This window comes from Rhizobium herbae, from assembly GCF_017873135.1.
Classification (GTDB): Bacteria; Pseudomonadota; Alphaproteobacteria; order Rhizobiales; family Rhizobiaceae; genus Pararhizobium; species Pararhizobium herbae.
Genome location: NZ_JAGGJV010000004.1, coordinates 459,349 through 481,240, shown reverse-complemented (window position 1 = coordinate 481,240; position 21,892 = coordinate 459,349). Strand labels below are relative to the sequence as shown.

The 21,892-nt window shown below is 59.9% G+C and carries 18 protein-coding genes; 2 read left to right on the top strand and 16 right to left on the bottom strand.

Annotated elements, in window-relative coordinates; translation table 11 throughout:
* Positions 1–25: 25 nt before the first annotated feature.
* From J2Z75_RS13915 to J2Z75_RS13865, 11 genes are all read right to left on the bottom strand, one after another.
* The gene (locus J2Z75_RS13915; RefSeq protein WP_209853284.1) at positions 26–871 is read right to left on the bottom strand and encodes a cytochrome c oxidase subunit II; all 846 of its coding nucleotides are present in this window, start codon (positions 869–871) and stop codon (positions 26–28) included.
* 138 nt (positions 872–1,009) lie between these two features.
* Positions 1,010–1,396: a c-type cytochrome gene (locus J2Z75_RS13910; protein ID WP_209853282.1), complete on the bottom strand. Its 387-nt coding sequence runs from the start codon at positions 1,394–1,396 to the stop codon at positions 1,010–1,012.
* Positions 1,397–1,587: 191 nt separating this feature from the next.
* A complete protein-coding gene (locus tag J2Z75_RS13905) occupies positions 1,588–3,756 on the bottom strand; it encodes a glycoside hydrolase (RefSeq protein WP_209853280.1) in 2,169 nt (722 codons plus the stop codon).
* Positions 3,753–4,751 (bottom strand): glycosyltransferase family 2 protein, encoded by a 999-nt coding sequence (locus J2Z75_RS13900; protein WP_209853278.1) that lies wholly within the window; start codon positions 4,749–4,751, stop codon positions 3,753–3,755. The genes J2Z75_RS13905 and J2Z75_RS13900 overlap by 4 nt, the downstream gene beginning before the upstream one ends.
* 119 nt (positions 4,752–4,870) lie before the next feature.
* The gene (locus J2Z75_RS13895) at positions 4,871–5,974 is read right to left on the bottom strand and encodes a glycosyltransferase family 4 protein (protein ID WP_209853276.1); all 1,104 of its coding nucleotides are present in this window, start codon (positions 5,972–5,974) and stop codon (positions 4,871–4,873) included.
* Positions 5,975–6,388: 414 nt separating this feature from the next.
* Positions 6,389–7,654, bottom strand: a complete 1,266-nt coding sequence (locus tag J2Z75_RS13890; RefSeq protein WP_209853401.1) for a glycosyltransferase family 4 protein — start codon at positions 7,652–7,654, stop codon at positions 6,389–6,391.
* 17 nt (positions 7,655–7,671) lie between these two features.
* Positions 7,672–8,448 carry a polysaccharide deacetylase family protein gene (locus J2Z75_RS13885; protein ID WP_209853274.1) on the bottom strand — a complete coding sequence of 259 codons (777 nt, stop codon included), beginning with the start codon at positions 8,446–8,448 and terminating at the stop codon, positions 7,672–7,674.
* The gene (locus J2Z75_RS13880; protein ID WP_209853272.1) at positions 8,441–9,787 is read right to left on the bottom strand and encodes an O-antigen ligase family protein; all 1,347 of its coding nucleotides are present in this window, start codon (positions 9,785–9,787) and stop codon (positions 8,441–8,443) included. The genes J2Z75_RS13885 and J2Z75_RS13880 overlap by 8 nt, the downstream gene beginning before the upstream one ends.
* A gap of 2 nt (positions 9,788–9,789) precedes the next feature.
* Complete coding sequence (locus tag J2Z75_RS13875; protein WP_209853270.1) at positions 9,790–11,427, bottom strand: GumC family protein; 1,638 nt, start codon at positions 11,425–11,427, stop codon at positions 9,790–9,792.
* Positions 11,428–11,562: 135 nt separating this feature from the next.
* Positions 11,563–12,750 (bottom strand): GNAT family N-acetyltransferase, encoded by a 1,188-nt coding sequence (locus tag J2Z75_RS13870; protein WP_234937326.1) that lies wholly within the window; start codon positions 12,748–12,750, stop codon positions 11,563–11,565.
* Positions 12,751–12,833: 83 nt separating this feature from the next.
* The gene (locus J2Z75_RS13865) at positions 12,834–14,087 is read right to left on the bottom strand and encodes a lipopolysaccharide biosynthesis protein (protein ID WP_209853397.1); all 1,254 of its coding nucleotides are present in this window, start codon (positions 14,085–14,087) and stop codon (positions 12,834–12,836) included.
* 360 nt (positions 14,088–14,447) lie between these two features.
* Here J2Z75_RS13865 and J2Z75_RS13860 point away from each other — a divergent pair, with 360 nt between their 5' ends.
* Together J2Z75_RS13860 and J2Z75_RS13855 are read left to right on the top strand one after the other, a co-directional pair.
* A complete protein-coding gene (locus J2Z75_RS13860) occupies positions 14,448–15,146 on the top strand; it encodes a N5-glutamine methyltransferase family protein (protein ID WP_209853268.1) in 699 nt (232 codons plus the stop codon).
* A gap of 55 nt (positions 15,147–15,201) precedes the next feature.
* Entirely contained in the window at positions 15,202–16,317 is a 1,116-nt protein-coding gene (locus tag J2Z75_RS13855) for a hypothetical protein (RefSeq protein WP_209853266.1), read from the top strand.
* 30 nt (positions 16,318–16,347) lie between these two features.
* Here J2Z75_RS13855 and nadE read toward each other — a convergent pair whose 3' ends face one another.
* From nadE to J2Z75_RS13830, 5 genes are all read right to left on the bottom strand, one after another.
* On the bottom strand, positions 16,348–17,361 hold the full coding sequence (gene nadE / locus J2Z75_RS13850; RefSeq protein WP_209853264.1) for an NAD(+) synthase: 1,014 nt from the start codon (positions 17,359–17,361) through the stop codon (positions 16,348–16,350).
* Complete coding sequence (locus J2Z75_RS13845) at positions 17,358–18,902, bottom strand: class I adenylate-forming enzyme family protein (RefSeq protein ID WP_209853262.1); 1,545 nt, start codon at positions 18,900–18,902, stop codon at positions 17,358–17,360. Before J2Z75_RS13845 ends, nadE begins: the two co-directional genes overlap by 4 nt.
* 26 nt (positions 18,903–18,928) lie before the next feature.
* Entirely contained in the window at positions 18,929–19,207 is a 279-nt protein-coding gene (locus J2Z75_RS13840; RefSeq protein WP_209853260.1) for an acyl carrier protein, read from the bottom strand.
* A gap of 21 nt (positions 19,208–19,228) precedes the next feature.
* Positions 19,229–21,175, bottom strand: coding sequence for an asparagine synthase (glutamine-hydrolyzing) (asnB, locus tag J2Z75_RS13835; protein WP_209853258.1), 1,947 nt, complete (start codon positions 21,173–21,175; stop codon positions 19,229–19,231).
* Positions 21,176–21,553: 378 nt separating this feature from the next.
* Positions 21,554–21,814 carry a hypothetical protein gene (locus J2Z75_RS13830; RefSeq protein WP_209853256.1) on the bottom strand — a complete coding sequence of 87 codons (261 nt, stop codon included), beginning with the start codon at positions 21,812–21,814 and terminating at the stop codon, positions 21,554–21,556.
* Positions 21,815–21,892 lie beyond the last annotated feature (78 nt).

The following is a 21,892-nucleotide window of genomic DNA, read 5'->3' as shown; positions in this document are numbered from 1 at the left end:
TCCCGGATCGTCTTTCGAGCGTCTCTTACTTTGTGGAGGAGGCGCTGGATGCAATTGCCGTCTGCTGCTGCTCTTTGCTTGCTGCGAGGAGTTGGGTGAAGGTCTGCTGTTCCTGCAGCCATGTCTGATAGTCCGCCTCGGTATCGACCACCACGGTGCCGCGCATTTGCGGGTGACCGGTGCCGCAGAGTTCGGCGCAGAGGACTTCGAAGCTTCCCGTTCGTGTCGGCGTAAACCAGAAATAGGTCACGCTGCCCGGAACCATGTCCATCTTTGCCCGGAATTCCGGGACGTAGAAATCGTGCAGCACGTCGATCGACCGCAACAGCATCTTGACGGGCTTGCCGACCGGCAGATGCAGTTCGCCGCCCTCTATGATGATATCGTCGAGGCCATTCGGATCGCTGGTGTTGACTCCCAGCGCGTTGCCGTCACCGATGGCCCGGCTCTCCGATGTGCCGAGCTTGGCATCGGCGCCTGGGAGCCGGAAGCTCCAGAGCCACTGCTGGCCGACGACCTCGACCTCGGTCGCGTCGGCGGGGACGGTGACGAACTGGTTCCACACGAAAAGGCCGGGGGCGAGCATGGCTGCGACGCCGACGGCCGTGACCGAGGCAAGCCACACTTCCAGTTTTTTGTTTTCCGGCTCATAGGCAGCCCGGTTTCCGGGGCGATGACGGAAGCGCAGCACGCAATAGGCAACGAACAAGACGACCGCGACGAAGACGAAACCGGTGATCCAGAACGTGATGGTGATGGTATTGTCGATATAGGACCAGTTGGACGCGATCGGCGTCCACCACCATGGGCTGAGCAGATGGAACACCACGGATCCGACTGCCAGAATAACGAGGATAAGCACTACAGCCATTTCCTGTCCCCTCCCTGCCTTGAACGGCTGTGGACATGAATGCGTAATCTGTAGAAAATGCCGGATCAGTATCTCACGAACAACAAATTCAGGCAATTAGCGCCGCGTGCAATATAATTGCGCGCATAAGGGTAGCTCTCACTGCGAGAATTGCTTCAGGTAGGCGATGAGATTGGTGATTTCGTCATCCTTCTTCATTCCGGCGAAGGCCATCTTCGTACCTTTCACTTTCGCCTTTGGATTGTGCAGATAGTCGCGCAATGCTGCCTCGTCCCAAACGAGTCCGCCTTCGCCGGCCTCCTTCATTGCCGATGAGTAGCTGAAGTCCGGATGCGTTCCGGCCTTTCTTCCAAACAGGTGGTTCAGGGAGGGTCCGACCTTGTTCTTGTCGGTGTCGGCCACATGGCAGATGGCGCACTTCTTGAATACGGTCGCGCCTGCCTCGGCATCGCCTTCCTGGGCAAGGGCTGCGAGCGGACAGAGAAGAGTGGCCAAAAAGCTGATCGTAAAAACGTGGTCTCGCATTGCAATCCTCCTCCAGGTTGCCCGAAACACCGGCCCGTGCGTCACGCTGCCGTGACGGTGTGGCCCGGATCGCCTATTCGCCCCCGGTGCAAGCGGAGGCCGATTGCGATCAGGAATAGGTATTCCTCCGTCCCGATAAGTCAATCGGTGCGAAAATTTAGCCCGGAACAGAAAACCGCTCTGCGGATGCCTCAGTCGGCTTCGAGCAAAAAGAAGGTCGTCGGACCGGAGATGGTGTCGTTGGAAATACGGAAACCGGCCGGCGATATCGTCTGGGCGGCGGTCACCGAGGCGACGCCATTGAGAGTGACCGGTGTCAATCGCCATCGAGCTTCCGCGAGCGTGAGCGACAGATCGACGTAACCCTTCCTGATGAGGACGGGAAGCCGGCCGAAATCGGCGATCACCTTTTCTTCGTCGTCGCTGAAGCGCATGCCCGTATTGTGCGCATCGGTCGCGTAAATGACGAGAAGTCTGCGGCTTTGCGCAATGGATGCGGCATTGTCCAGCACGGACACGGAGACCAATCCGTCGCCGTCCGAAGCCTCGACCTTCACCGTCCCCAGATTGACGGGCTCCCTGAGCGTGGAAAAAGCCACCGCCTCCGTCCGGGGAGTGGAGACGCGCAATTGCCCGCGCAGGCGATCGAGCAGCAGTTCGCCGGTGTCGCTTTCGTAGAGGCCTGTTCTCAGATCGGTCTGATTGTCCTTGGCCAGAGAACCGGCGGCCCTGGCGGCATCGAGGATGGTCTGCGGATCAACGGATGCTCGCGGCTGGCCAACAGTTAATCCGTCGTCGACCTCGCCTGCCTTTTCCATGCCGATCGCGCCGACAAGGGCAAGCTCGGTAAGCCGTTCCGGCTCGCGTGCCTGCATGTCGTCGTCAAGATCTTCGGTGCCCCGCACAAGGAATGGAATGGTCAGTTTCGAGGCCGAGACGTCGCCGCGGCGATAAAGAAGGGCCGCCAGTGTCTCGCCGGCGCGCGCGACCGGGTCGAGTGCAATGGCATAGGGCAGCATGGCCTTCTTGTGCGCATAGGGCTCGTTATATTTCAGGATGATAGGCCCGTGCCCGTGGCGGCACAGCACGTCCCATCCCTGCTGCGCGGCATAGGCCGGCATCACGAGCCCGGCCTCGTAGCGATAGCGGTTCCAGAAGAGATGGTCGTATTCGCTGACGACGAAAGGCTTGCCGAGCCAGCGGGCGGCGGCGATCAGGCGCATGTAGCCGGCGCCGTCGTCGATGGAGCTCTTTTGCGTCATCGTCGCGCCCGGCGCGTAGCTGCCAACCCAGTCCTGGTACGTGTTCATCGTGATCACCGGAAGGTCCTGCCGGCTGAGCGTCGTCTGGATCGTCGGCCAGTTGTTGAAGCTGCTGATCTCTCCCTTGTAGCCAAGTTCGCGCAGGGCTTTCGTCATCCGCGCCGCGGTGGTGGTTTCGACGGAAACGAAGAACGCCTGCAAGTCCTTGAGGCGCGGCGAATCCTCGTAGCGCGATTTCGGCAATTCGACGGATGCGTCTTCCAATCGTTCCCCGGCCGAGAGATCCGGCCATGCCTTGGAAAGCGCCGCCGTCGAGCCGTATTGCTTCTCAAGCCAGCGATTGAACGGCAGCTTCAAGCGCTCGTCGTAATGCGGCTTGCCCTCCCGCTCGCGGACGATGCTGTCGAACTCGATGTTGTTCTCATTGACGAGAATGACGAGTGCGAGCGCCTTGTCGTCGAGCGGGGCTGTGCCGGTGTAGGGATTGACCAATGTCAGGAAGCGGCGCTGGAACTCCAGCCAGTGGTCGAAGGCTTTGTCGTCGAAATAAAGGGCGAGCTTCAGATCGCTTGCCGGGTCCCAGCGGTCGTCATAACCGCCATAGGCGCCGCGCCAGGAAGAGAGGCCGTCCATGATCCAGTAGATGCCGTTGCGTTTCAGCGCGGCGAGCAGATAGTGGACACGGTCGAGGACTTCGGGGTCGAAATCGAAATCGCTGTTTCGGCCGAACATCAGGCTGGCATCGACAAAATGAAGCCGGGCGATGTTGTAGCCGTGTTTGGCAAGTTCGGCGGCATAGTGGTCGGCGTCGGCATGATCGGGATAGCCGCCGGAAGCCGGGCTCCAGGCGAGCGATGCGCACAGAAGCCGCACAGGTTTTTCCGGCTCATCGGCGCGGACAAGCCGGCCCTGTTTCCCAGTGACAAGCTGGCTACCGTCATCGATCGCAGGGTTGGGCAGGAAGGCCGAGAAGTCGAGGGGACTTGCCGTGCCAAGAACCATCGACGTTTCGCGCACCGGCAGCCATTCGTCCGCGGCCGCGACAGGCGACGGGACCGCCAGCAATGCGGCGAGACCCCATAGGATTGCTCGCCTCATTGCGCCGTTCCGACCGACCGGCTTTCGATCCAGGCATCGGGAGGCAGGCGGCGGCGGAAAAATCCGGCCGGCACGGCCGCCGCATGGAAACACCAGGCGACAACCGTGTAGAGGCCCATGGCAAGGCCGCCTTTCTTGACGCTGATCAGGAGAACGATCACGGCGGCAAGCGCGATCACCGCCGCGATACCCGAAACAATGCCGGGCGCCAGTAGCAGGATGGCGATGGACGCGGCCCACCAGCCATAGACGGCAGCCCAGAGTTTGAGTTCCGGCAGCTCGGCGATCAGCCGGCCGAAATAGGGTTTTCCGATCGATGCGCGCAGCAGTTCGCCGGTACCGAACAGATACATGCTGTTCCAGCGCCGGACCAGCAGCCTGTAGGAATTCGACGTATGCCCGAAGTGGCTGACGAAGCGCCGATCGAGGCGGTGAAGCTTCCAGCCGAGGCTTCGCAGCCGAACGCCCAGATCGAATTCCTCGTAGCCATGCAGATTGCGATCGGAGATATAGCCCGTCTTTTCGATGGCGCTGCGCCGGTAGAGGCCGCCGCCGTTCATCCGGTCGATGTCGCCCACGCGGTTCTCGGGCGCATTACGCTGTACCCGGCGGGCATATTCCAGATTGGAAGTCTGCATTTCCTCCACATGTCCCGTGACACCGGCGGCGTCCGGATTGTCGGCGAGGAAGCGTAGCGCATCGGACAGGAATTGCGGATCGAGGGTCATGTCGCCGTCAAGCAGGCAGATATGATCGAAGCTCGAATACTGGAAGCCGAGTTGCGGCCCGATGCCGCAACTGGCCTGAGCCGGTGGCGCGATTTGCACAACGATGACCGGATAGCCGGACGCGATCTCCACCGTGCGGTCCCTGGAGCCGCTGTCGGCGATGATGACTTCGCCGATGCCTCCGGGAAGTCCTGCAAGGGCACTTTCAATGGTTGCGGCTATGCGCTTTTCTTCATTCAAGGTCTTGATGATGATGGATACACCCAAAATGACCTCCTGGTTCGAATGAAGCATCGTCGGCGCGTTGTTGCACAGGGCTGTGACACCGCCCATGGTACTGCCCAATGACTTGAAATTTGGTTGATGAGACGGGATGGCCGGCACCTTCAGCGTTTCTGGCGCCGCAGAACGGATCGATAGACTTCCGCCGTGCGCTCGGTGATCTTCCTCCAGCTATATTCCGTCTGAATCTGCCGTATCAGCGCGTCCGTTCCGTTTTCGTGGAACGGAATGGAGAGCTTGCGTTCCAAAGCCGCCGCCAAGGCGTCGATATCTCCCATCGGGAAATAGTCGCTTGGGAGAAGCTTGAGTTCCCGATTGGCAACGATATCGCTTGCGAGAACCGGAAGACCGTAGCTGAGGGCTTCGAGGAGAGCGATCGGCATTCCTTCATGGCTCGAGGGGAGGACGAAGAGCGCCGCGTTGCTGTAGAGTTCCGCCAGCGAGGCGCCTGTCTGAAAACCGGTCATGACGACGGAGGGCGTTTCCGCCGCGAGAGCCTTCACGGAAGCCGAATATTCGGTCTCGTGATCGGCGCCGCCGACGAGGACCAGTTTTTCCGGCCGACCGGTTTTGGCGAAGGCGAGGATCAGGTCGTGCTGGCGTTTTTCCGGAACAAGCCGCGCCATCATGACGATATATTGGCGAGGCGTCAGCCCGAAGGCCTCGAGGGTCTCCGTTGAGGTGGTCTTCGGCTGCACCGAAACACCATTCGGCACGAAATCGACGGCGATATGATACTCTTCCCGCATCGCGCTGACGATTTCCTGCGAAATCGCGATACGCCCGTTGGACGTGTACATTCCGAATGCTTCACCCAGCTTGAGCATGCGCTTGGCAAACCGCCCCCATTTCTGGCGCTCGTAGTCATAGCCATGGTGGGTGACGATCACCTTGAGGCCGAAAAGGCGTGCCAGGGGAGCAACCAGTGCGGGCCCTACGGCGTGAATATGCAGGATATCGGGTCTGTGGCGTGCTGCGAACAGAACGCCGACGACACTATGTCCGATGGCTTCGAGGATCATTGTCTTCGGCGCCCAAAGCGGGATCACGCGAATGCCGTTCCAGGTGTTTTGCAAAGGATTTGCCAGATACCGGCGCCTCCCGATGACCTCCACGTCCCACCCCATATTAACCAGCTCGGTGCCGATCATCTCGATATGCTTCTCGACGCCACCCTGGACATTCGGGATGCCTCTGGTTCCAAGCATCATGACCCTCGGGCGAGCAAATCTTCTCTCGACGGTTGTATTCGACTCAAAAAGGGAGGTTTCGCTCAGCGGAGGAACCGGCACAACCGTGATGCGCCGTTTCTCGGACCCGTTTAAGACGTCAGCAGTCGTGTCAAAAGCTGCCGACGATGTCTCTACCGGTACACCCGCCGGTATGCCAGAATCCGTGATGAACACGCCTTCGCCGCTCTTTCGGGCGATGTTCTGAACGTCTGCCTGCCCATTTTGGGGCTGAAAGATTGCCGTCTTGGAAACGTGCGGCTTCTTGCTCATCATTCCACATCCCTGTTCCTCGGGATGTGTTTTAGATGCGAGCGGCTGAAATCAGGGAAAGATAACCGTTAAAATTGTATCGAACGGCCGAAATTGTGGGTTGTGCGGTCTAATTGTGTATCAATTTGATTGCGTCAGCTGCTGCGTGGAAACCGGCAGCGATGTGCCGAGACTGGAATAGAGTTCCGTCGTTCGCCGCAGATAGGCGGATGATGAGAACTCAACCGAAATCCATGCCCGCGCCTTGCTGCCCATGTCGCGCCTCGCTTGCGGGGAAAGCGCATCCATCGCGGCAAGGGCGGCGGCCAGCCCCTGCGCATCTCCGGGTGCTGCCATCAAACCGGTCTCTTCTTCAAGAATCATCTCCGGAATCCCGCCGATCCTTGCGCCTATAACCGGAGTTTCGAGAGCATAGGCTTCCAGAACGCTGATGGGTGCGTTCTCGTACCACTCGGATGGCAGGACGAGGGCTTTCGCCTCGCCGATCAGGCGATGCAGCGCTTTTCCGGAAAGATAGCCGGCAAAAACGACGTCCGCACCAAGCGTCTGCGCGAGCTCTTTCAACGCGGCTTCTTCCGGCCCTGTGCCTGCAATCACCAGCTTCTGTTTTGCGAGGGTCGCGGCCCGTATCAGCGTATCGATCCCCTTTTCAGGCGCAAGCCGGCCCGCGAAAGCGAAATAGTCCCCTTCGGTCCAGCCTGTATCGAACGCATGAACATCGACGAAATTCGGGATGTAGACCATCTTTTCGCGCGGCCAGCCCCACTCGGTGAGCTTGTCGATATAGAAGCGGCTGGGCACGACAAGCCGGTCGAGATTGTTGCGGTATAGCCCCAGGCTTCGGTGCAATGCGGTCTCGGCCAGGACGACCGCGCTCAGAACTGTGGAACCCTTGATGCAGCGGTGAACAAGGACATTGTGAATGTGACCACCCTTGCACGCCTCGCAGACCTTGGCATCGCGCAGCATCTTGTAGGAGGGACAGGCAAGCTTGAGGTCGTGGACTGTCATGACAGTCGGAATTCCGGCCGATTTCAACGTCGAGAAGATCGCCGGCGAGAGATGATGATAGACATTGTGCGCATGCGCGATCGTCGGGTTGATCCGTTCGATCAGCCGCTTGAGATTGCGCTGGGCCTCGAAGGAATAGATGATCTTCGCCACTTGTCTGATCTTGTTCAGCGTACCCGTCTCGTGGCCATATTCGATCTCGGAGACGAAATAGTCGGACCATGGGGAGGGCGGGTTCAGTTCGTGCTGCATGGCGAAGGGCACGACGTCCCATCCCGCCTGTTCAAACATGGCGATGTGGTCGAGAAACACCGCTTCTGCGCCGCCTCTCCGATAGAAATAGTTGTTGATCTTCAACAGCCTCGGCTTGGCGATTGTCTGGTCGATGACGGTCAAGGGCGTGCCTCCTGCCAGCCGAACCTGTCCAGCGCCTCGCAGACAGGCAGAATATCGCATTGGCGCTCAGTGGCATGTGAAACGAGCCGTTCGAGGGTTTCCGGCCGGCAGCCGTAGGGCGTCGGTGTGGAGCTGACGTCGTGGGTAAAGAAGATCAGCCAGCCGGGATTGATCGCCACATCGTCGATCCACCGCGTCAGGCCAAGCGCGCGATCCTCCGGCTGGTGGATTTCCACGGCTTTCAGCATGAATGGATCGACCGATCCCCGGTTGATCGCTTCGCCGGAGGCCCGGCATGTCGTGTAGCGTTTTTGAAGGACGTGCCGAAGCCGGGGCGATGCTGCATTGTAGGGGAAGGCGAAATTGGTGGCCCGGCGGGAAATGCCGGTGTCCGCCAGAAAGGTTTCATTTCGATCGAGATCACCGGCAAAGGCTCGGCTGGTCAGGCTGCCGATCTTGTGGTGGGAAAAGGTATGGCAACCGATTTCGTGCCCGCGTGCGAAAAGGTCACGGCAACCTTCCGCCGAAATCAGCCGGCGATCCGGTTCCACGCGGCTCTCCAGGCCGCCGGCGATATAGAAAGTGCCGCGCGCGCCGTATTTTTCCAGAATGGCTGCCCCATTTGTCCAGGCCGTATCCGGAACGTCGTCGAAGGTGAACGAGACGATCGGCCGTTCCGTCGGGATTGGCCGTCTTGTCCTGGCAAACCGCCATATCAGACGATTGTTCAGCCGGTCGGCGATATCGGTGACCTTGTCGAGAATGTCAGACATGGATTGCCGGCCTTTCAGCGGAAGCGGTGCTTTCCTCGGTCAGCGTCGCCGAGGACTGGAAGCGCAGGCCATAAAGACAATAGAGAAATGTGAACCAGAGCAGATTGCCACCTTCGAAGAAGAGGCTTTCGAGGCCGGCATTGAAAATGAGGTAAAGCCAGACGCGGATGAAAAGCCTGGTGAGGTGGGAGTGTTCAACTGCTGGTGGTAAGCGGGAGATGTCGCGCAACGGCAGAACCAGAACCCAGAGAAGCGTCATTGCCAGGCCGGGGATACCCGCCATCAAAGCGATGTCGAGATAGGAATTGTGCCCGTTGGCAGCCGTAACTGCCCAGGTTTCGACGCTGCCGCCGCTATAGACGAGTTCCTGGGTTTGCCAGAATGCCTTCATGCCGTATCCGGTGATCGGACTTTCCGCCAGTGCAGTGAACGCGAAGCGCCAGATGTCGGCGCGGTTGGTGAAGGTGGCGTCGATGCCCAACGACGTAACGAAATCGCCAAGGGGGCGAAAGACTGCCGAGCCGACGGCGAAGAGATTGAACAGGCCGACGCCGCCGATCACGATGGGGATGCGCAAAAACCTGACGCGTTCGAAAATCCAGGCAAGGATCAGGATGGCGGGCAGCATGGCGCTTGAGGTCTTGCCGCCGGTGTGCATCAGAAACACGACGGAGAGCACGATGATCGTAGTCCCGGCCAGACGCGACCAGACGCTCATCACGAAAAGACCGAAGAAAGCTGCAACCACCATTGCAGCGGCGGCGCTGTTCTTGTGCGGGAAATGGCCGCGCCACATTCCGGCATTCATCGGTTCGCGCAATTCCGACAGCTGGTGGATCGAAAGTTCGGGCTTGAACACGATGCCGTAATAGGCGGTCGCCAGCATGATCAGCGTGCCGATCGCCAGCATCTTGGCGAACTGCTTTTCCGAGGACGGCATCAGCAGATAGATGCTTGCATTGATGGTCGCCATGACCGTCAGGATGACGGCCTTGATCCCGAGCATCGGATGGCTGGAAATAAGCGAGACGAAGAGGAACCAGCCGAACATCGGAAGCAGCAGCGCCCGCGGCTGGAGAATGGTTCCGCGCAACGGATGGAGAATGCCGTAGCAAAGCGTGCCGGCGAAGAGGCTGAGGGACACGATCTGGTTCAGGCGGTTCGAATTGCCGGCCGAAGGATCGAGAGTGGCTTCGCCGGTGAGATCGACGAATGGCGTCAACGAAATCCAGAAAAACAGGAAAATCGCCATAAACAGGATGGCACCGGCACTGATGCCGCCGATCCCGATACTGCCGAAGTCCGGCAGTGTGCGACTTTCCGGCGACGCGGTTTTCATGGTCAGCCCGCGTGAGGCTGGTTTTGGCGCAGGACGCGAAGCGCGCCAAGGAGGAGGGCAAGCCCGACGCCGATTGCAATGCCTGCAAAGGCTCCCGCCATCAGTAGCAGCAGGGTTCGCGGTGGCCAGCTGCGCGACTTCGGCGGCATCGCACGCGAAATCACCCGGATGTTCGAGGTGTTGATCTGCTGCTGTTCGGTGATCTGCTGGGCGCGGGTCAGATGCGTTTCGTAAAGCGCTGCCTTGGCGCGTGCGTCGCGCTCCAGGTCACGCAGCTGGACCTGTGAATCATTGTCCATATAGACGGTCGACTGCTGCTCGGTCGCCTTGCCCTGCAGCGCGTCGAGCGTGGACTTGGCTTGTTTCATATCGCCTTGCGCCGTATCGGCGATGCGCTTGGCCTCGTTGGTGATCGATGCTTTCAGTGTTGAAAGGTCGGAATTGGCAGCCGTGATCCGCGGGTGGCGGGTGCCGTAGGTCAGTGTGAGGGAATTCAGCAGCAGGACGGCTGCGTCGTAATCCTGCCTGAGCGTCGTCATGACCGGGGAGGCGAAAACGGACGCGGAGCTGGCGCGTCCGGTCGAGATGGCCTCCTGCATCTGCTTGTATCGTGTTTCCAGCTCGATATAGCGCTGCTGGGCGGCCAGGACCTGCGTATTCAGTTCGGCCGCAAGCTGCGTGCTGACCAGTTCGCCGTTGTTCGACTGAAGCCCTTTTTGCCGCTTGAATTCCTCGACCTTTGCTTCCGCGTCGGTGACGTTGCGGCGAAGCTCTTCAAGACGCTGGTTGAGCGTCGTCGCGACCCTGCCGGCACTCTGCGCGGCGGATTCAAAGATTTCCGTCTCGAAAGCACTGACGATTGCGTCGGACAAGGTCACGGATTTCTCCGGATTGTCGGTATAGACGCCAAGGGCGACGACGAAAGAGCGCTCTTCGCGCCGCGCCTCGACGCGCTCTGCGAGAGCACGGATCGCGCTGAGCATCTTTCCCTGTTCCGATTCATCTTCGGTTGCACTCGAGAAGAGTTGCTTGATGCCATCCAGAATATCCGGTTTTACGAATTCCGGATCCTCGGTCAGTTTCATGCTGTCGATGACGCGGGTCAGCACATTGCGCGACGTGAGGATCCGCAGCTTGCTTTCAACTTCCAGCAATTGCGAATCGCGCAGTGGACTGGAGCCGAACACGTCATCGTTGACGACCTGAAGATTGGACGGATCGATCACGAGGTCGGTATAGACGGTGTAGCGCGGCTGGGCGACCATCGCATAGATAAAGGCGGCGGCCAGACACAGGACCGTAGCACCGACGATCCAGAGCAAACCATCCTTGAGCCACTGGAAAACGTCATCCGGCCCGATCGCACGGAGCGCTGCGGCATATCCCATCAATTGCCCCTTGACGGGAGTGGGCGTGGAACGTGTGTTGATTTGCTCGGCTATCACTTCCTGTTGCCGGCCCGGCGAAAATGCCGTGCGTGCAGTGTCGTCAGGCATTCGTGCCTGCTCCGACCGATGGAGGCTCTGATCGTCATCGTCGGATACGAGATCCAGCAGGGAGCCGCCACGCGGACGGGAGCGCAACGCCGTTTCCGGGCGCTTTATCGCTTGCCGCAGATCCGGCTCCTTCGGCGTATACATCCGTTCTGTCTCCGCGGCGTGCGCCAGTCCGTCAAGACTATCGCCGTCCTTTAGATGAACACCACGAATAGCCGATTATGGTAAACCGGGCGTTAAAATGCCCCAATACCGAGGTTCGGTGCCAAAGACAGAGCGTCAAAAATCGTGGAGAAGCCGGCTCCAGCTTTCCGATGCCAGGCCACCGGCATAAAACCCTTCGCCGATGGAAGCGTTCTTCAGATCGTCATGTCGCGTCACAAGGCAGAAATAGCCGGTGTGCTTGTGGACCAGGTGGCGCTGGTGCAGCACGGCGTGCATCAGGAAAGGCTGCGCCATTCCCTGTGCGCTGGCAAATCCGAGCGCGTCGAGATCGGCAAAAACCTGTGCGACAACGGCCGCTTCCCGGCGTTCTTGGCAGAGGATATTCAACACCACGGCGTTGCGGCCCTCTGCACCGAAATACAGGTAACAGCCGATGACCTTGCCCTGAGCATCGGCAATACTCCGGCACTTGAGTTCCCCAAGCGAGGTATTCAGCTTCGCCGCGGCGACCAGCCAATCGAATTCCGTCTTGGAAAATACCGGGTGAACCGAGAAGCGTTCCATCATGCCTTGAGCCTGTTCCATGAACTGGTTCAAGGAAATCGGCGAACTTGCAACCCCATCCTGCGGCGCGGCCGCGAAGGATGTTTTCATGCGGCGCACGAAGCGGTCCAAGGTTCGCGCTAGGCCTCGAAGCGGTAGCTTTGCGAGGAACCGAACTTTGCGACTTGCCACGTCGAGACAGGCCGCAGCCGGGCGGAAGGTCCGGTGCCACTCCAGGCTCTGGACAGGCAGGACAAGTCCGCCGCCCGCAACCCAATGGTCGGCGCTGACCGGCGATGCGTTGTCGGTGAAGCAGAAATCCTGTCGGGCAGCACGCAGCATTCGTGCGAGACGGGCCGCCCCGGCTGCCCCGGACTTCCCTTCGGCCATGAATGCGCAGAGAATCCGGGCAGTGACCGGACGGCCGTGAACCATGAATTCGAGTGGCATTGCCAGGATGGCGCTATCGATTGTTGATGTCTCGTTAAGGTGGACGAGGCTGCCAACTTCCGGCGAATAGAGTGGACTGCCGAAGAAAACCGTTTCAAGGTAGCCGGCGAGCTCGCTGTCGGTGTGCCGGTTTTGCTTGCGGAACGTTCGCGTGAAAAGGTCGGCGATAGCCGGCAGGTCGGACCGCTCCATCGCGCGGACCACGCCGGTGCTGGGCCGCGATCGGCTGCCCTCGACAGGCGTGCCCTCGACGGGCGGGCTGGAGAGCTCGGTCGGTTGTTTCAATACGCTTTCGGCAGCAGGTGTCATGGCACACTCTTCGTGTCCGGCTTTGTCACGCCAGTTCATCTACAGGTATCGTGCAGCATTGTCTAAACAACTTAATAACGTGTTTATGTATTCACGGCTTTAGTGGCATCGACTTCCTCGTCCTTTTTCGCGTATTGGAAGAATACGATCCAGGCGGCGGCGACCATTGCAGTCTCGATGATGTAAAAGGAAACGACCGTACCCATCGGCGGGGCATACCACGTTGCCCATGCGGCGAGTGCCGCGCCTAGAATACTTCCGAGACCCATGACGGTGGCGCGCGCAGCATGGTATCCGGCGGCGCCGAGTGCTTCGACGGCAATCGACCACATGCCGAGCGGCACTACCACCCAGCAGAGTTTTCTGACGAAGGAGACGAGCGTCAGATATTCGTGGCCAAAAAGGTAGGGGAGCAATGGGGCGAGTACGAATACGGTCGTGGCGGCCGCAAGGCTTATTCCGGTTGCGGCAAAAAGCACCTTGCGGATACGGTCCATGGCCTTGTGAAGGCCATTTGCCGCAGCCCGTGCCGAACCCGGATACATGAGCCGGTTCAAAGCCTCGACGGAGAGATAACTGCTTTCCAGAATCCGGCGCGCGACACTGTAGCTTGCGACGATTTCAGCTGTTGTGACGAGGCTCAGCGTCAGAAGGTCGGCATTCTGGCGGACGGCTCTCAAGATGAAGGGGATGCTGAAATACATCCCGAGCGGCAGTTCTTCCCGGACGATCTCGAATTTCGGCCGGCCCAGTTTTGCCAATGCCCGGATGCAGACGGCGGCGACCAGCACATGGCAGGCAAATTGCCAGATGGCCCATTCCGCAACTGTCGAGACGCCGAACGCGAGACAGGCAAGTGCGGCGGCAACGGTGCGCGCAATCGCAAAGCCGACCACCGTCATATTGGCCGACACGAAATTCGAATGACCAATGAAAATCTGTTCAGTCAGTACAATCAGACGCACGAAAATGATGTTGGTGATCAGCAGCAGCGTCATCTCGATGAGATTGAGCGACGGATCGGGCGAAAGCGCGAAGAAGACGGGAAGGATGGCCACTCCAAGCAGGACGAGCGCCACGCCGCTGACGGCCGTGAGAATGATGTTATGTCCCAGCATGACCGGATACATCGAGGGATCGCGCGCGACGCGCCGGACCAGGCATTCCATGGCGCCCACCCCGCAGAGATGGACGGCAATGCTGCAGACCGCCGTCACGGCGACGAAGACGCTGAATTCGTTGACGCCGAGCGACCGGGCCAGAATTGCGAATGTCAGCAGCTGGGCAGCGGAACTCATGATGAGGCTGCCGCCGGAGGCCATGTAGGACATGACCATCGGCAGAAGCGATCTTGATTTGGCCGCGTGAAAAGCGTCCGCTGTCACCTTCGGTTCTCTCCTCTTGCAAACAGTAAGGTCCCCCTCTTGAACGTACAGCCTTGGCTGTCGCGGCAAGAATTGGCGGTGACCTCATGGTTGCAGGCGCATATGTCTCATTTCTTTGCTGGGACCGGCTTCGACAATACTTTGTTTCACATCAAAGGTCGTTAATTTCGCTGCGAATCTGCTACCGGTGCGGCAAGGAATTCATATTGAGGTTAACGCTTGCCGCTGTAGGCCGATTTCAGTTTATGTTTACCTCGCTAGGGTATTGATTGCGGAAGATTTTGAAGATTGCAGGTTGGGGTTGCGTTCGCGATGGACAAGGCACGCGTTGAAGACCGGAACGGAGCACCGAAGGAACCGCTGCTGCACCGTTTCATGGAGGTCGATCTCGAACTGGCTCCCGGCGTGCTCGTTCCGAGAGAGGAAACCGAGATTCTCGGCCGTACCGCCATCGGGTTGATCAAGGATCAGGTCGAAAATCCACTGGTCATCGACATGTGCTGCGGCTCCGGCAATCTCGCGCTCGCCATTGCAACGCATCTTTCCTCGGCCCGGCTTTGGGCCTGCGATCTCACGGATGAGACGGTCGCGCTTGCCAGAAGGAATGCCGGACGCTGTGGCTTTTCCGATCGCGTCCACGTGATGCAAGGCGACCTGTTCGGTGGCCTTGCAGGCGAGGGCCTTGAGGGCCGGATCGATCTGGTCGTCTGCAATCCTCCCTATATCTCGACGCAACGTCTCGACAGCGACAGCGCGCATCTGCTCGACAACGAACCGCGCGAGGCGTTCGATGGCGGGCCCTATGGCATTTCCATCCATCAGCGTCTCGTCCGCGATGCGCTCGCCTATCTGAAGCCGGGTGGCTGGCTTGCCTTCGAATTCGGTGAGGGGCAGCACCGGCAGGCAGCGGCGCTGCTCGCACGGGCGCGCGGCTACGAGCCTGCGGCCTTCGCCGAGGACGCCGCCGGCTTGCCGCGGGTTGCGTTCGTACAGAAACGGCCCGATGCATGACGCATCTGCGCGGAATGCCACATTCAGAAATTCACTGCCGGAACTTGAAAAGCTGATGAGTGAAATCCGCGCGTTGCAAAGCTCCGATATCCCGGCTCTGGCGGGGATGTTCCAACGTGTCTTCCGTGATCCCAGGGCTCCGGCAAGCAAAAGCCTGGCCGGCTATCTCCAACATTTCTACCTCGACGCTCCCGGTCAGAACATCGGCATTGCATCACTCGTGCATCTCAACGATGGCGGCGAGATGACAGGATTTGTCGGCGCCACAGGGTTGCCGATGATGTTCGAGGGCCGGCAGTTGCGCGCCGCGATTTGCGGTTCGCTGATGGTCGAAGGGCGCGAAGCCGATCCGCTCGCCGGTGCCCGCCTGCTCAAGGCGTTTCTCGCCGGACCGCAGGACCTGTCCTTCAGCGAAACCGCCAGTGAAGTCTCCGCGTCGATGTGGATGAAGCTGCGAGGCGTGGCGCTGCCGCAATATAGTCTCGACTGGCTTCGCATCATCCGGCCTGCAGGCTTTTTCGTCGAACTTGGCAGGAGCCGTATCGGCGCAGCGCGGTTCCTGCGCCCCTTGGCGCGCAAGACCGACGATGTTCTGTGCCGGCGCATGGGTGCTGACGAGTTGCGATGGTCAGGCATCCCGTCGTCCTGGAACGGGCAAGGGAGCTTCAAGACAATCGAAGTATCCGCCGAGGCGTTTGCGGACCTCTTTGTCCGGCTGACAGCGAGATTTAAACTCCGGCCGGATTTTCCGGACGATCAGCTTGCTTACATCCTGCAAGACGCAAAACAGGCAAGGGCGGAAGGCGAGGCGGTTTTCTGCAAGGTCGAGGCGCGGTCCGGTGCCGTCGTCGGCGCATTCGTCTATCACGGTGATGCCGGGCGCATCGGCCGGGTCCTCCAGATCCTGGCGATCCCCGGCCAGGAGCGACAGGTCATCGATTGCCTGATCGCCCATGCCGCAGCGCGGAGCGTTGTCGCGTTGCGCGGACGGACCCAGCCGGCTCTTCTCGAAGCCATGCTCGGCCGGCGCATCGCTTTTACCCATATCGCCTCAAGCGTTATCCACGCCAAGGACCCGGATATCCTGCAGGCCTTTCAGAATGGCGACGGGTTCTTCAACGGGCTGGCCGGCGAACACTGGAGTCGGCTTGCAGCGGGCGATATCGGCTGACACGCCCGTCGCTGTTTGCCGGCCCTTATCCTACTTTGGTGCGATCTCAGTGATCGGTTCGACGAATTGCGGCGCAAGATGCAGGTAGCGTGTTGCCTTGCGCTTGGCGGCGATATCGGCCCAGACGCGCGACATCTGATCCGCAGTCAGGCCGGCGGCCGTGGCTACGACATCGGCAGGCAGATTGTTGTTGAGGCCGTAGAGGCAGAGATCCATCCGGTCGTAGGGCAGCGAGAAGTAGAACTCCTCCTGCGTCTGCTGCAGCGAATAGGTATCCGTCGTCGGCGGACGCTTGCAGATCTCTTCCGGCACGCCGAGATAGGCGGCAAGCTGATAGACCTGGGTCTTGTAGAGATGGGCGATCGGCTTGACGTCGGCAGCGCCGTCGCCGTTCTTGACGAAGAAGCCCTGATCGTATTCCAGCCGGTTCGGCGTGCCGATGACGGCATAGTTCAGCCGGTCGGCGTGGAAATATTCGAGCTGCTTGCGGGTGCGCTGCTTCATGTTCGTTGCAGCGACGATGCCGAGATAGACGGAGGGCGTCATGCGGTACCTCGTCTGCCTGCCGTCCGGGTCCTGCACGACGAGGTAGGAGATGTTGTAGCCATCGCCTTCGAGTGCGCTGGAAATGACGATCTTCGAGGCCCACGCGCTGGTATATGCGGGAACGAGCTCGCGGATGAACGCATCGCGGCGATCGTAGCAGCCCATGGCCTGCAGCGACGGGCCGATGTCCTCGACGACACTGTCGATGCCAAAGGTCTCGGCGATGGTGCGTCCGAGGCGCAGGCTCTCGGGATCGGAATCGTTTTCCGGCATGAAGAGCGCGTAGACGTTCTTTGCGCCGACTGCGCGGGCGGCAAGGGCGGCGCAGACGCTGCTATCGATGCCGCCCGAAAGGCCGAGAACAAGCCCGCGTTTGCGCAAGGGGCCGCGCAGCTGCTCGCGCAGCGCTGCGACGATCTTGTCGGTTTCCTTGGCCGGGTCGAGCGCAAGTGTCGCTGCCGAGAATGCGACGGTGGTATCGGCTTTGTGCATGTTCATTCGGCAGCCTCCAGTGTTTCAGCGGCAAGTCTGCGGCTCACCTTGCCGGTATCCGTCTTCGGTAGCTCGTCGCGAAACTCGATGAGGCGCGGCACCATGAAATCTTCCAGATGGGCCGCGCAATGCCTGATGATGTCCCGTTCCGTCAGCGCCGGATCGGAGAGAACGACAAGCGCAACGATCGCCTGGCCAAGGACAGGGTCGGGCAGGCCGATGACGACAGCCTCGGCAATGCCGGGATGGGCGTGCAATACGGTCTCGACTTCCTTTGGCGCAACCTTCTCGCCACGGGTCTTGATGATGTCGTCCTTGCGGCCGACGAAATAGAGAAAGCCTTCCTCGTCCGTGCGGAAGAGGTCGCCCGTATAGAGCACCTTTTCCCAGGGGTTGGGGCCGGGACGAAGCATCTTGTTGGTCGCCTCGTCGTTGCGCCAGTAGCCCTGCATCACATGCGGGCCGCGGATGACCAGTTCACCGGAAACGCCGGGCGGCACACGCTGGCCGTCGTCATCGACCACGAAGGCTTCGGTATTCGGGATGGCGATGCCGACCGAACCCGGACGGCGGTCCAGTTCAGCCGGTGGCAGGTAGGTGCAACGCTTGCATTCCGTCAGCCCGTACATCGAATAGACCGTTGCGCGCGGGAAAAGCTCGCGGAGCCTGGCGATATGGGCCGGCGGCAGGGCGGCGGCGGTGTTGGTGATGTAGCGAAGGCTCGGCAGGAAATCCGGCTCGAGATCGCGCATCTGCAGGATCATGGCCGCCATGGTCGGCACCAGCGGAAAACCGGTGACGCCTTCTTCGCGGATGCGGTCGAAGATTGCCTGGGGGAAGGCAAAGGATGCTTCGAGAACGATGGTTGCGCCGAGCTTGACTGCCATCAGCAGTTGATAGAGGCCGTAGTCGAAGGCAAGCGGCAGGACGTTCAGGATGATGTCGTCGACTGTGTTTTCCAGATAGGTGGTGATCGAGGTCGCGGCGGCCTCGACATTCCGATGCGTCATCATCACGCCCTTCGGACGACCTGTCGAGCCGGAGGTGTAGATCAGCAGCGCCAGATCGACGTCGATGCCGCAATGATTGATGTGGGTTTCCGCGCCGGCAAGGCACGCCTCGAAATCGGCGATGCCTTCGCCGAGGGCCGTGCCCCGGAAAGTGGTGGATGCGATGAAGAGTTTGCGGGGTTCGATGTTTCGCGCTTCAGAGACCACGGGCAGCAGCTTGCCCTGCGTGAGGATACCGGCTGCCTCGCAATTGCCGATCATATAGGCGAGCTTGTCGGCCTTGGTCGACGGGTTGACCGGCACGGCGGTGGCGCCGGCTTTCAGGATGGCAAAGAGCGCGACCGCCGCTTCCCAGCAATTGTTCATGAAGACGAGGACGCGGTCGTTGCGCACGATGCCACCCGCGGCAAGTGACGAGGCCAGCCGTCCGGCTGCCGCGTCGAACTGCGCATAGCTTAAACGCTTGTCACCAGCTACCAGGGCTGTCTTGGTGCCGTGTAAGCGGGCGCTGTTTTCCAGAAACTGTTCGACGCGCATCGTCTGTCTCCCGTCGCCCGATCTATTCAGGCCGACATCTTGTTGAGCGCCGGTGCTTCGGCGTGTTTTGCGACAAAGGCCGTTATCCGTGCCACGGAATCGAGATTGGCCGGTACGATGTCAGCGTCAGCCATCACGAAACCGAACTGGTCCTCGATAAAGGCGACGAGTTCGAGAACGCCGGTGGAATCGATGACTTCGTTTTCGATCAGCGATGCGTCGTCCTGCAGGTCGTAGGATGTGTCGCCGAACAGAAAGTTCTCGATGATGAAAGCCTTGATGCTGTCTTTGATTGTCTGGGTCATATGTTTCTCCTGGGATGAAGCTCAGGCCGCCCGCGCGCCGAGTGCCTTTGCTGCCGAAAATGTCTGTTGCCAGAGCTGGGTTGATAGGATGCCGACGAAGGCGACATTATCGCGATAGCCGGAGACCGGCTTCTCGCTGCATTTCTGGTAAAGTTTCGAAACGGCCTTGGGATTGAAGAGGCCGGATTTGGTTATTTCGTGTTCGCTGAAAGCCTCGCGCACATAGTCCCGTTCGTTCTTGCCGACGAAGGACTGGCTGTCGGGCGCCCGGTATGGCTGCTTGGTCCGGCGGCCGATGGATTCCGGAAGAAGGTCTTTCGTCGCTTCCCGCAGGATGTGTTTTTCGACGAGCCCCTTCAGTTTCATTTCGGGCGGCAGGCGGGTTGCGAACTCGACGAGACGATGATCGAGGAAGGGGAAGCGACCTTCGATGCCATGCGCCATGGCCATGCGGTCGCCCTGGCTTGACAGGATATAGCCCGGCAGCAGGAAGCGGCTTTCGAGGTATTGCGCCTGATGCAGGGGGTGCCAGCGGCCAAAGTCTTGCGGCAGCCGCGCGGCGAGCTCGGCGGTTGCATCGTATCCTGTCAGCGTCTGGCGAAGATCGCCGGAGAAGAACAGCTTGGCGGCAGCGGTGCCCCGCAGGCGGGGCCGGTGCGAGAACAGCGGATCGTCCAGCCGGTCATCGCCGGCGCCGAAGAACGCAGCCAGATATTCGGCGGATTGCTGCTTCAGGCCGGGCAGATAGGCATAGAGCTTGCGAAACAGATGCGGCCTGATCTGCGAGCCGGGCTGGCGAGCGCAGAAACGGCGAACGCGGGATTCCTTAAAGATATCGTAGCCGGCAAAGACTTCGTCTGCGCCTTCGCCGGTCAGCACGACTTTCAGACCTTTTTGACGAACGAGACCGGACAGCTGGTAAAGCGGCGCCGGTGCCGTGCGCAGGACTGGGCGTTCGGTAAAGCGGATCACGTCGGGAAAGGAAGCGGCAATATCGCCGTCACCGCAAGCAACCGCGTGGTGCTGCGTGCCGAGAGCCTTGGCCATCTGCAGCTGGAAAGCGCTTTCGTCATGTTCCTCGCTGCCGAAGGTCACCGAAAACGTCGAGAGACCATCCGGCGCCATCGGGGCGGCGAGGGCCGATACGATGGATGAATCCAGCCCGCCGGAAAGGTAGGAACCGACCGGCACATCGGCGCGCATCCGGATGCGTGTCGCGTCGGTCAAGAGGGTGCGCAATTCTTCGGCTGCTACGCGCTCGTCCGGATAGCCGGCGGGTTCGCCGATGTCCGGATATTGCAGCGTCCAGTAGGGCTTGATCGACATCCCGTTTCTATCGGCAGTGAGGATATGGGCCGGTTCGAGCTCGAAGATGTCGCGGAAGGCAGTGCGGGGAGCGATCGGCGCCCAGAGCGTGAAGATCTGATCGAGCGCCAGCGGGTCCATTTCAGCGTGGACACCCGGAACCTGCAGCAACGCCTTGACCTCGGAGGCGAAATAGAGGGTCTTGCCGACCGTCGTATGGAACAGCGGACGCACGCCCATCCGGTCGCGTGCGATGACCATGCGCTGCCGGGGCGCATCCCAGATCGCAAAGGCGAAATCGCCGTTAAGCAAGGAGACGCAATCGGGACCCATACGCTCATAGAGATGCAGGATCACCTCGGTGTCGCTGCCGGTGCGAAAGACGTGACCCTGGGCTTTGAGCGTTTCTCTCAACTCGACATAATTGAAAATCTCGCCATTGAAGGCGATGGTGAAATTGCCGCTGGAGTGGGTCATCGGCTGCTGGCCGTCGCCCAGGCCGACAATAGACAGGCGTGCATGCCCGAGCCCGACGGCGGAGCCGGCGAAAACGCCCTGCTCATCCGGCCCCCGGTGTGCGATCGCGGCAACCATGCGATGCAGCAGCGGCTGCGCATCATGGGGCGCGACGCCATCTCCGAAGTAACCGCCAAATCCACACATGCAGCAAAATCCCCGACTTGCTTTCGAGGCGGGATCATGCCTGAAAAGCATCCGTGATGTGTTAATCTGGATCAGGATTTAAGAACAATTTCCGGTATTTGGTCTGACGGTTAAGATGTATTTATCGAAAATCGGAGGTTTTTATTCAAATTCCAGGCAATGAAGCAGGACTAAGTGTCTTCTTCTGAAATACCCTTACAGCTTGTCTCGGCGCCATTGCCTTCGGGCAATCACAGGCTTTCTGCGGAAAAGGTCGGTCTTAAGTCTATGCAATCTCGGGTGGATATCTTCGGTGACCGGCAGCGCTGGTGGATCGTGGTGATATCCGAAGGCAGTGGTTAACGAATTCTCAATGGACGGCGATGGGTGGGAATTCGCTCATTCAGAAGGATGGATCGCGGACCTGGGTCGCGTAGCAACCGCCGGGTCAACAAACACGAATTTTGACTTGGATGAGCTGGCTGCGAACTTGTAGATGAACACGGCTGTCAGCAGGGGCCAAAAGAGACAGAACACCAAGCCCGCAATACGTTGGATCGACCAATGGCCGCCACTTCCCTTACCCTCAACATAGGTGGGCGTGAGGTAGAGCAGGGCTGTAGCGCCGTAAACCAGCGCCGCAATCTGCAGGTTCGTCATGACGCCTCGCTCCTTGTTGGTCTCAAGTGTCCGTTTATCGGGCCATGATGCAATCTACACGAAAGTCGGTGGTAAATC

What these genes read in the sequence shown, in the direction of transcription:
- J2Z75_RS13915 (WP_209853284.1), bottom strand. Translation starts at nt 871, where the DNA reads ATGGCTGTAGTGCTTATCCTCGTTATTCTGGCAGTCGGATCCGTGGTG.
- J2Z75_RS13910 (WP_209853282.1), bottom strand. Translation starts at nt 1,396, where the DNA reads ATGCGAGACCACGTTTTTACGATCAGCTTTTTGGCCACTCTTCTCTGT.
- J2Z75_RS13905 (WP_209853280.1), bottom strand. Translation starts at nt 3,756, where the DNA reads ATGAGGCGAGCAATCCTATGGGGTCTCGCCGCATTGCTGGCGGTCCCG.
- J2Z75_RS13895 (WP_209853276.1), bottom strand. Translation starts at nt 5,974, where the DNA reads ATGCTTGGAACCAGAGGCATCCCGAATGTCCAGGGTGGCGTCGAGAAG.
- J2Z75_RS13885 (WP_209853274.1), bottom strand. Translation starts at nt 8,448, where the DNA reads ATGTCTGACATTCTCGACAAGGTCACCGATATCGCCGACCGGCTGAAC.
- J2Z75_RS13880 (WP_209853272.1), bottom strand. Translation starts at nt 9,787, where the DNA reads ATGAAAACCGCGTCGCCGGAAAGTCGCACACTGCCGGACTTCGGCAGT.
- J2Z75_RS13875 (WP_209853270.1), bottom strand. Translation starts at nt 11,427, where the DNA reads ATGTATACGCCGAAGGAGCCGGATCTGCGGCAAGCGATAAAGCGCCCG.
- J2Z75_RS13870 (WP_234937326.1), bottom strand. Translation starts at nt 12,750, where the DNA reads ATGACACCTGCTGCCGAAAGCGTATTGAAACAACCGACCGAGCTCTCC.
- J2Z75_RS13865 (WP_209853397.1), bottom strand. Translation starts at nt 14,087, where the DNA reads ATGGTCATGTCCTACATGGCCTCCGGCGGCAGCCTCATCATGAGTTCC.
- J2Z75_RS13860 (WP_209853268.1), top strand. Translation starts at nt 14,448, where the DNA reads ATGGACAAGGCACGCGTTGAAGACCGGAACGGAGCACCGAAGGAACCG.
- J2Z75_RS13855 (WP_209853266.1), top strand. Translation starts at nt 15,202, where the DNA reads ATGAGTGAAATCCGCGCGTTGCAAAGCTCCGATATCCCGGCTCTGGCG.
- nadE (WP_209853264.1), bottom strand. Translation starts at nt 17,361, where the DNA reads ATGAACATGCACAAAGCCGATACCACCGTCGCATTCTCGGCAGCGACA.
- J2Z75_RS13845 (WP_209853262.1), bottom strand. Translation starts at nt 18,902, where the DNA reads ATGCGCGTCGAACAGTTTCTGGAAAACAGCGCCCGCTTACACGGCACC.
- J2Z75_RS13840 (WP_209853260.1), bottom strand. Translation starts at nt 19,207, where the DNA reads ATGACCCAGACAATCAAAGACAGCATCAAGGCTTTCATCATCGAGAAC.
- asnB (WP_209853258.1), bottom strand. Translation starts at nt 21,175, where the DNA reads ATGTGTGGATTTGGCGGTTACTTCGGAGATGGCGTCGCGCCCCATGAT.
- J2Z75_RS13830 (WP_209853256.1), bottom strand. Translation starts at nt 21,814, where the DNA reads ATGACGAACCTGCAGATTGCGGCGCTGGTTTACGGCGCTACAGCCCTG.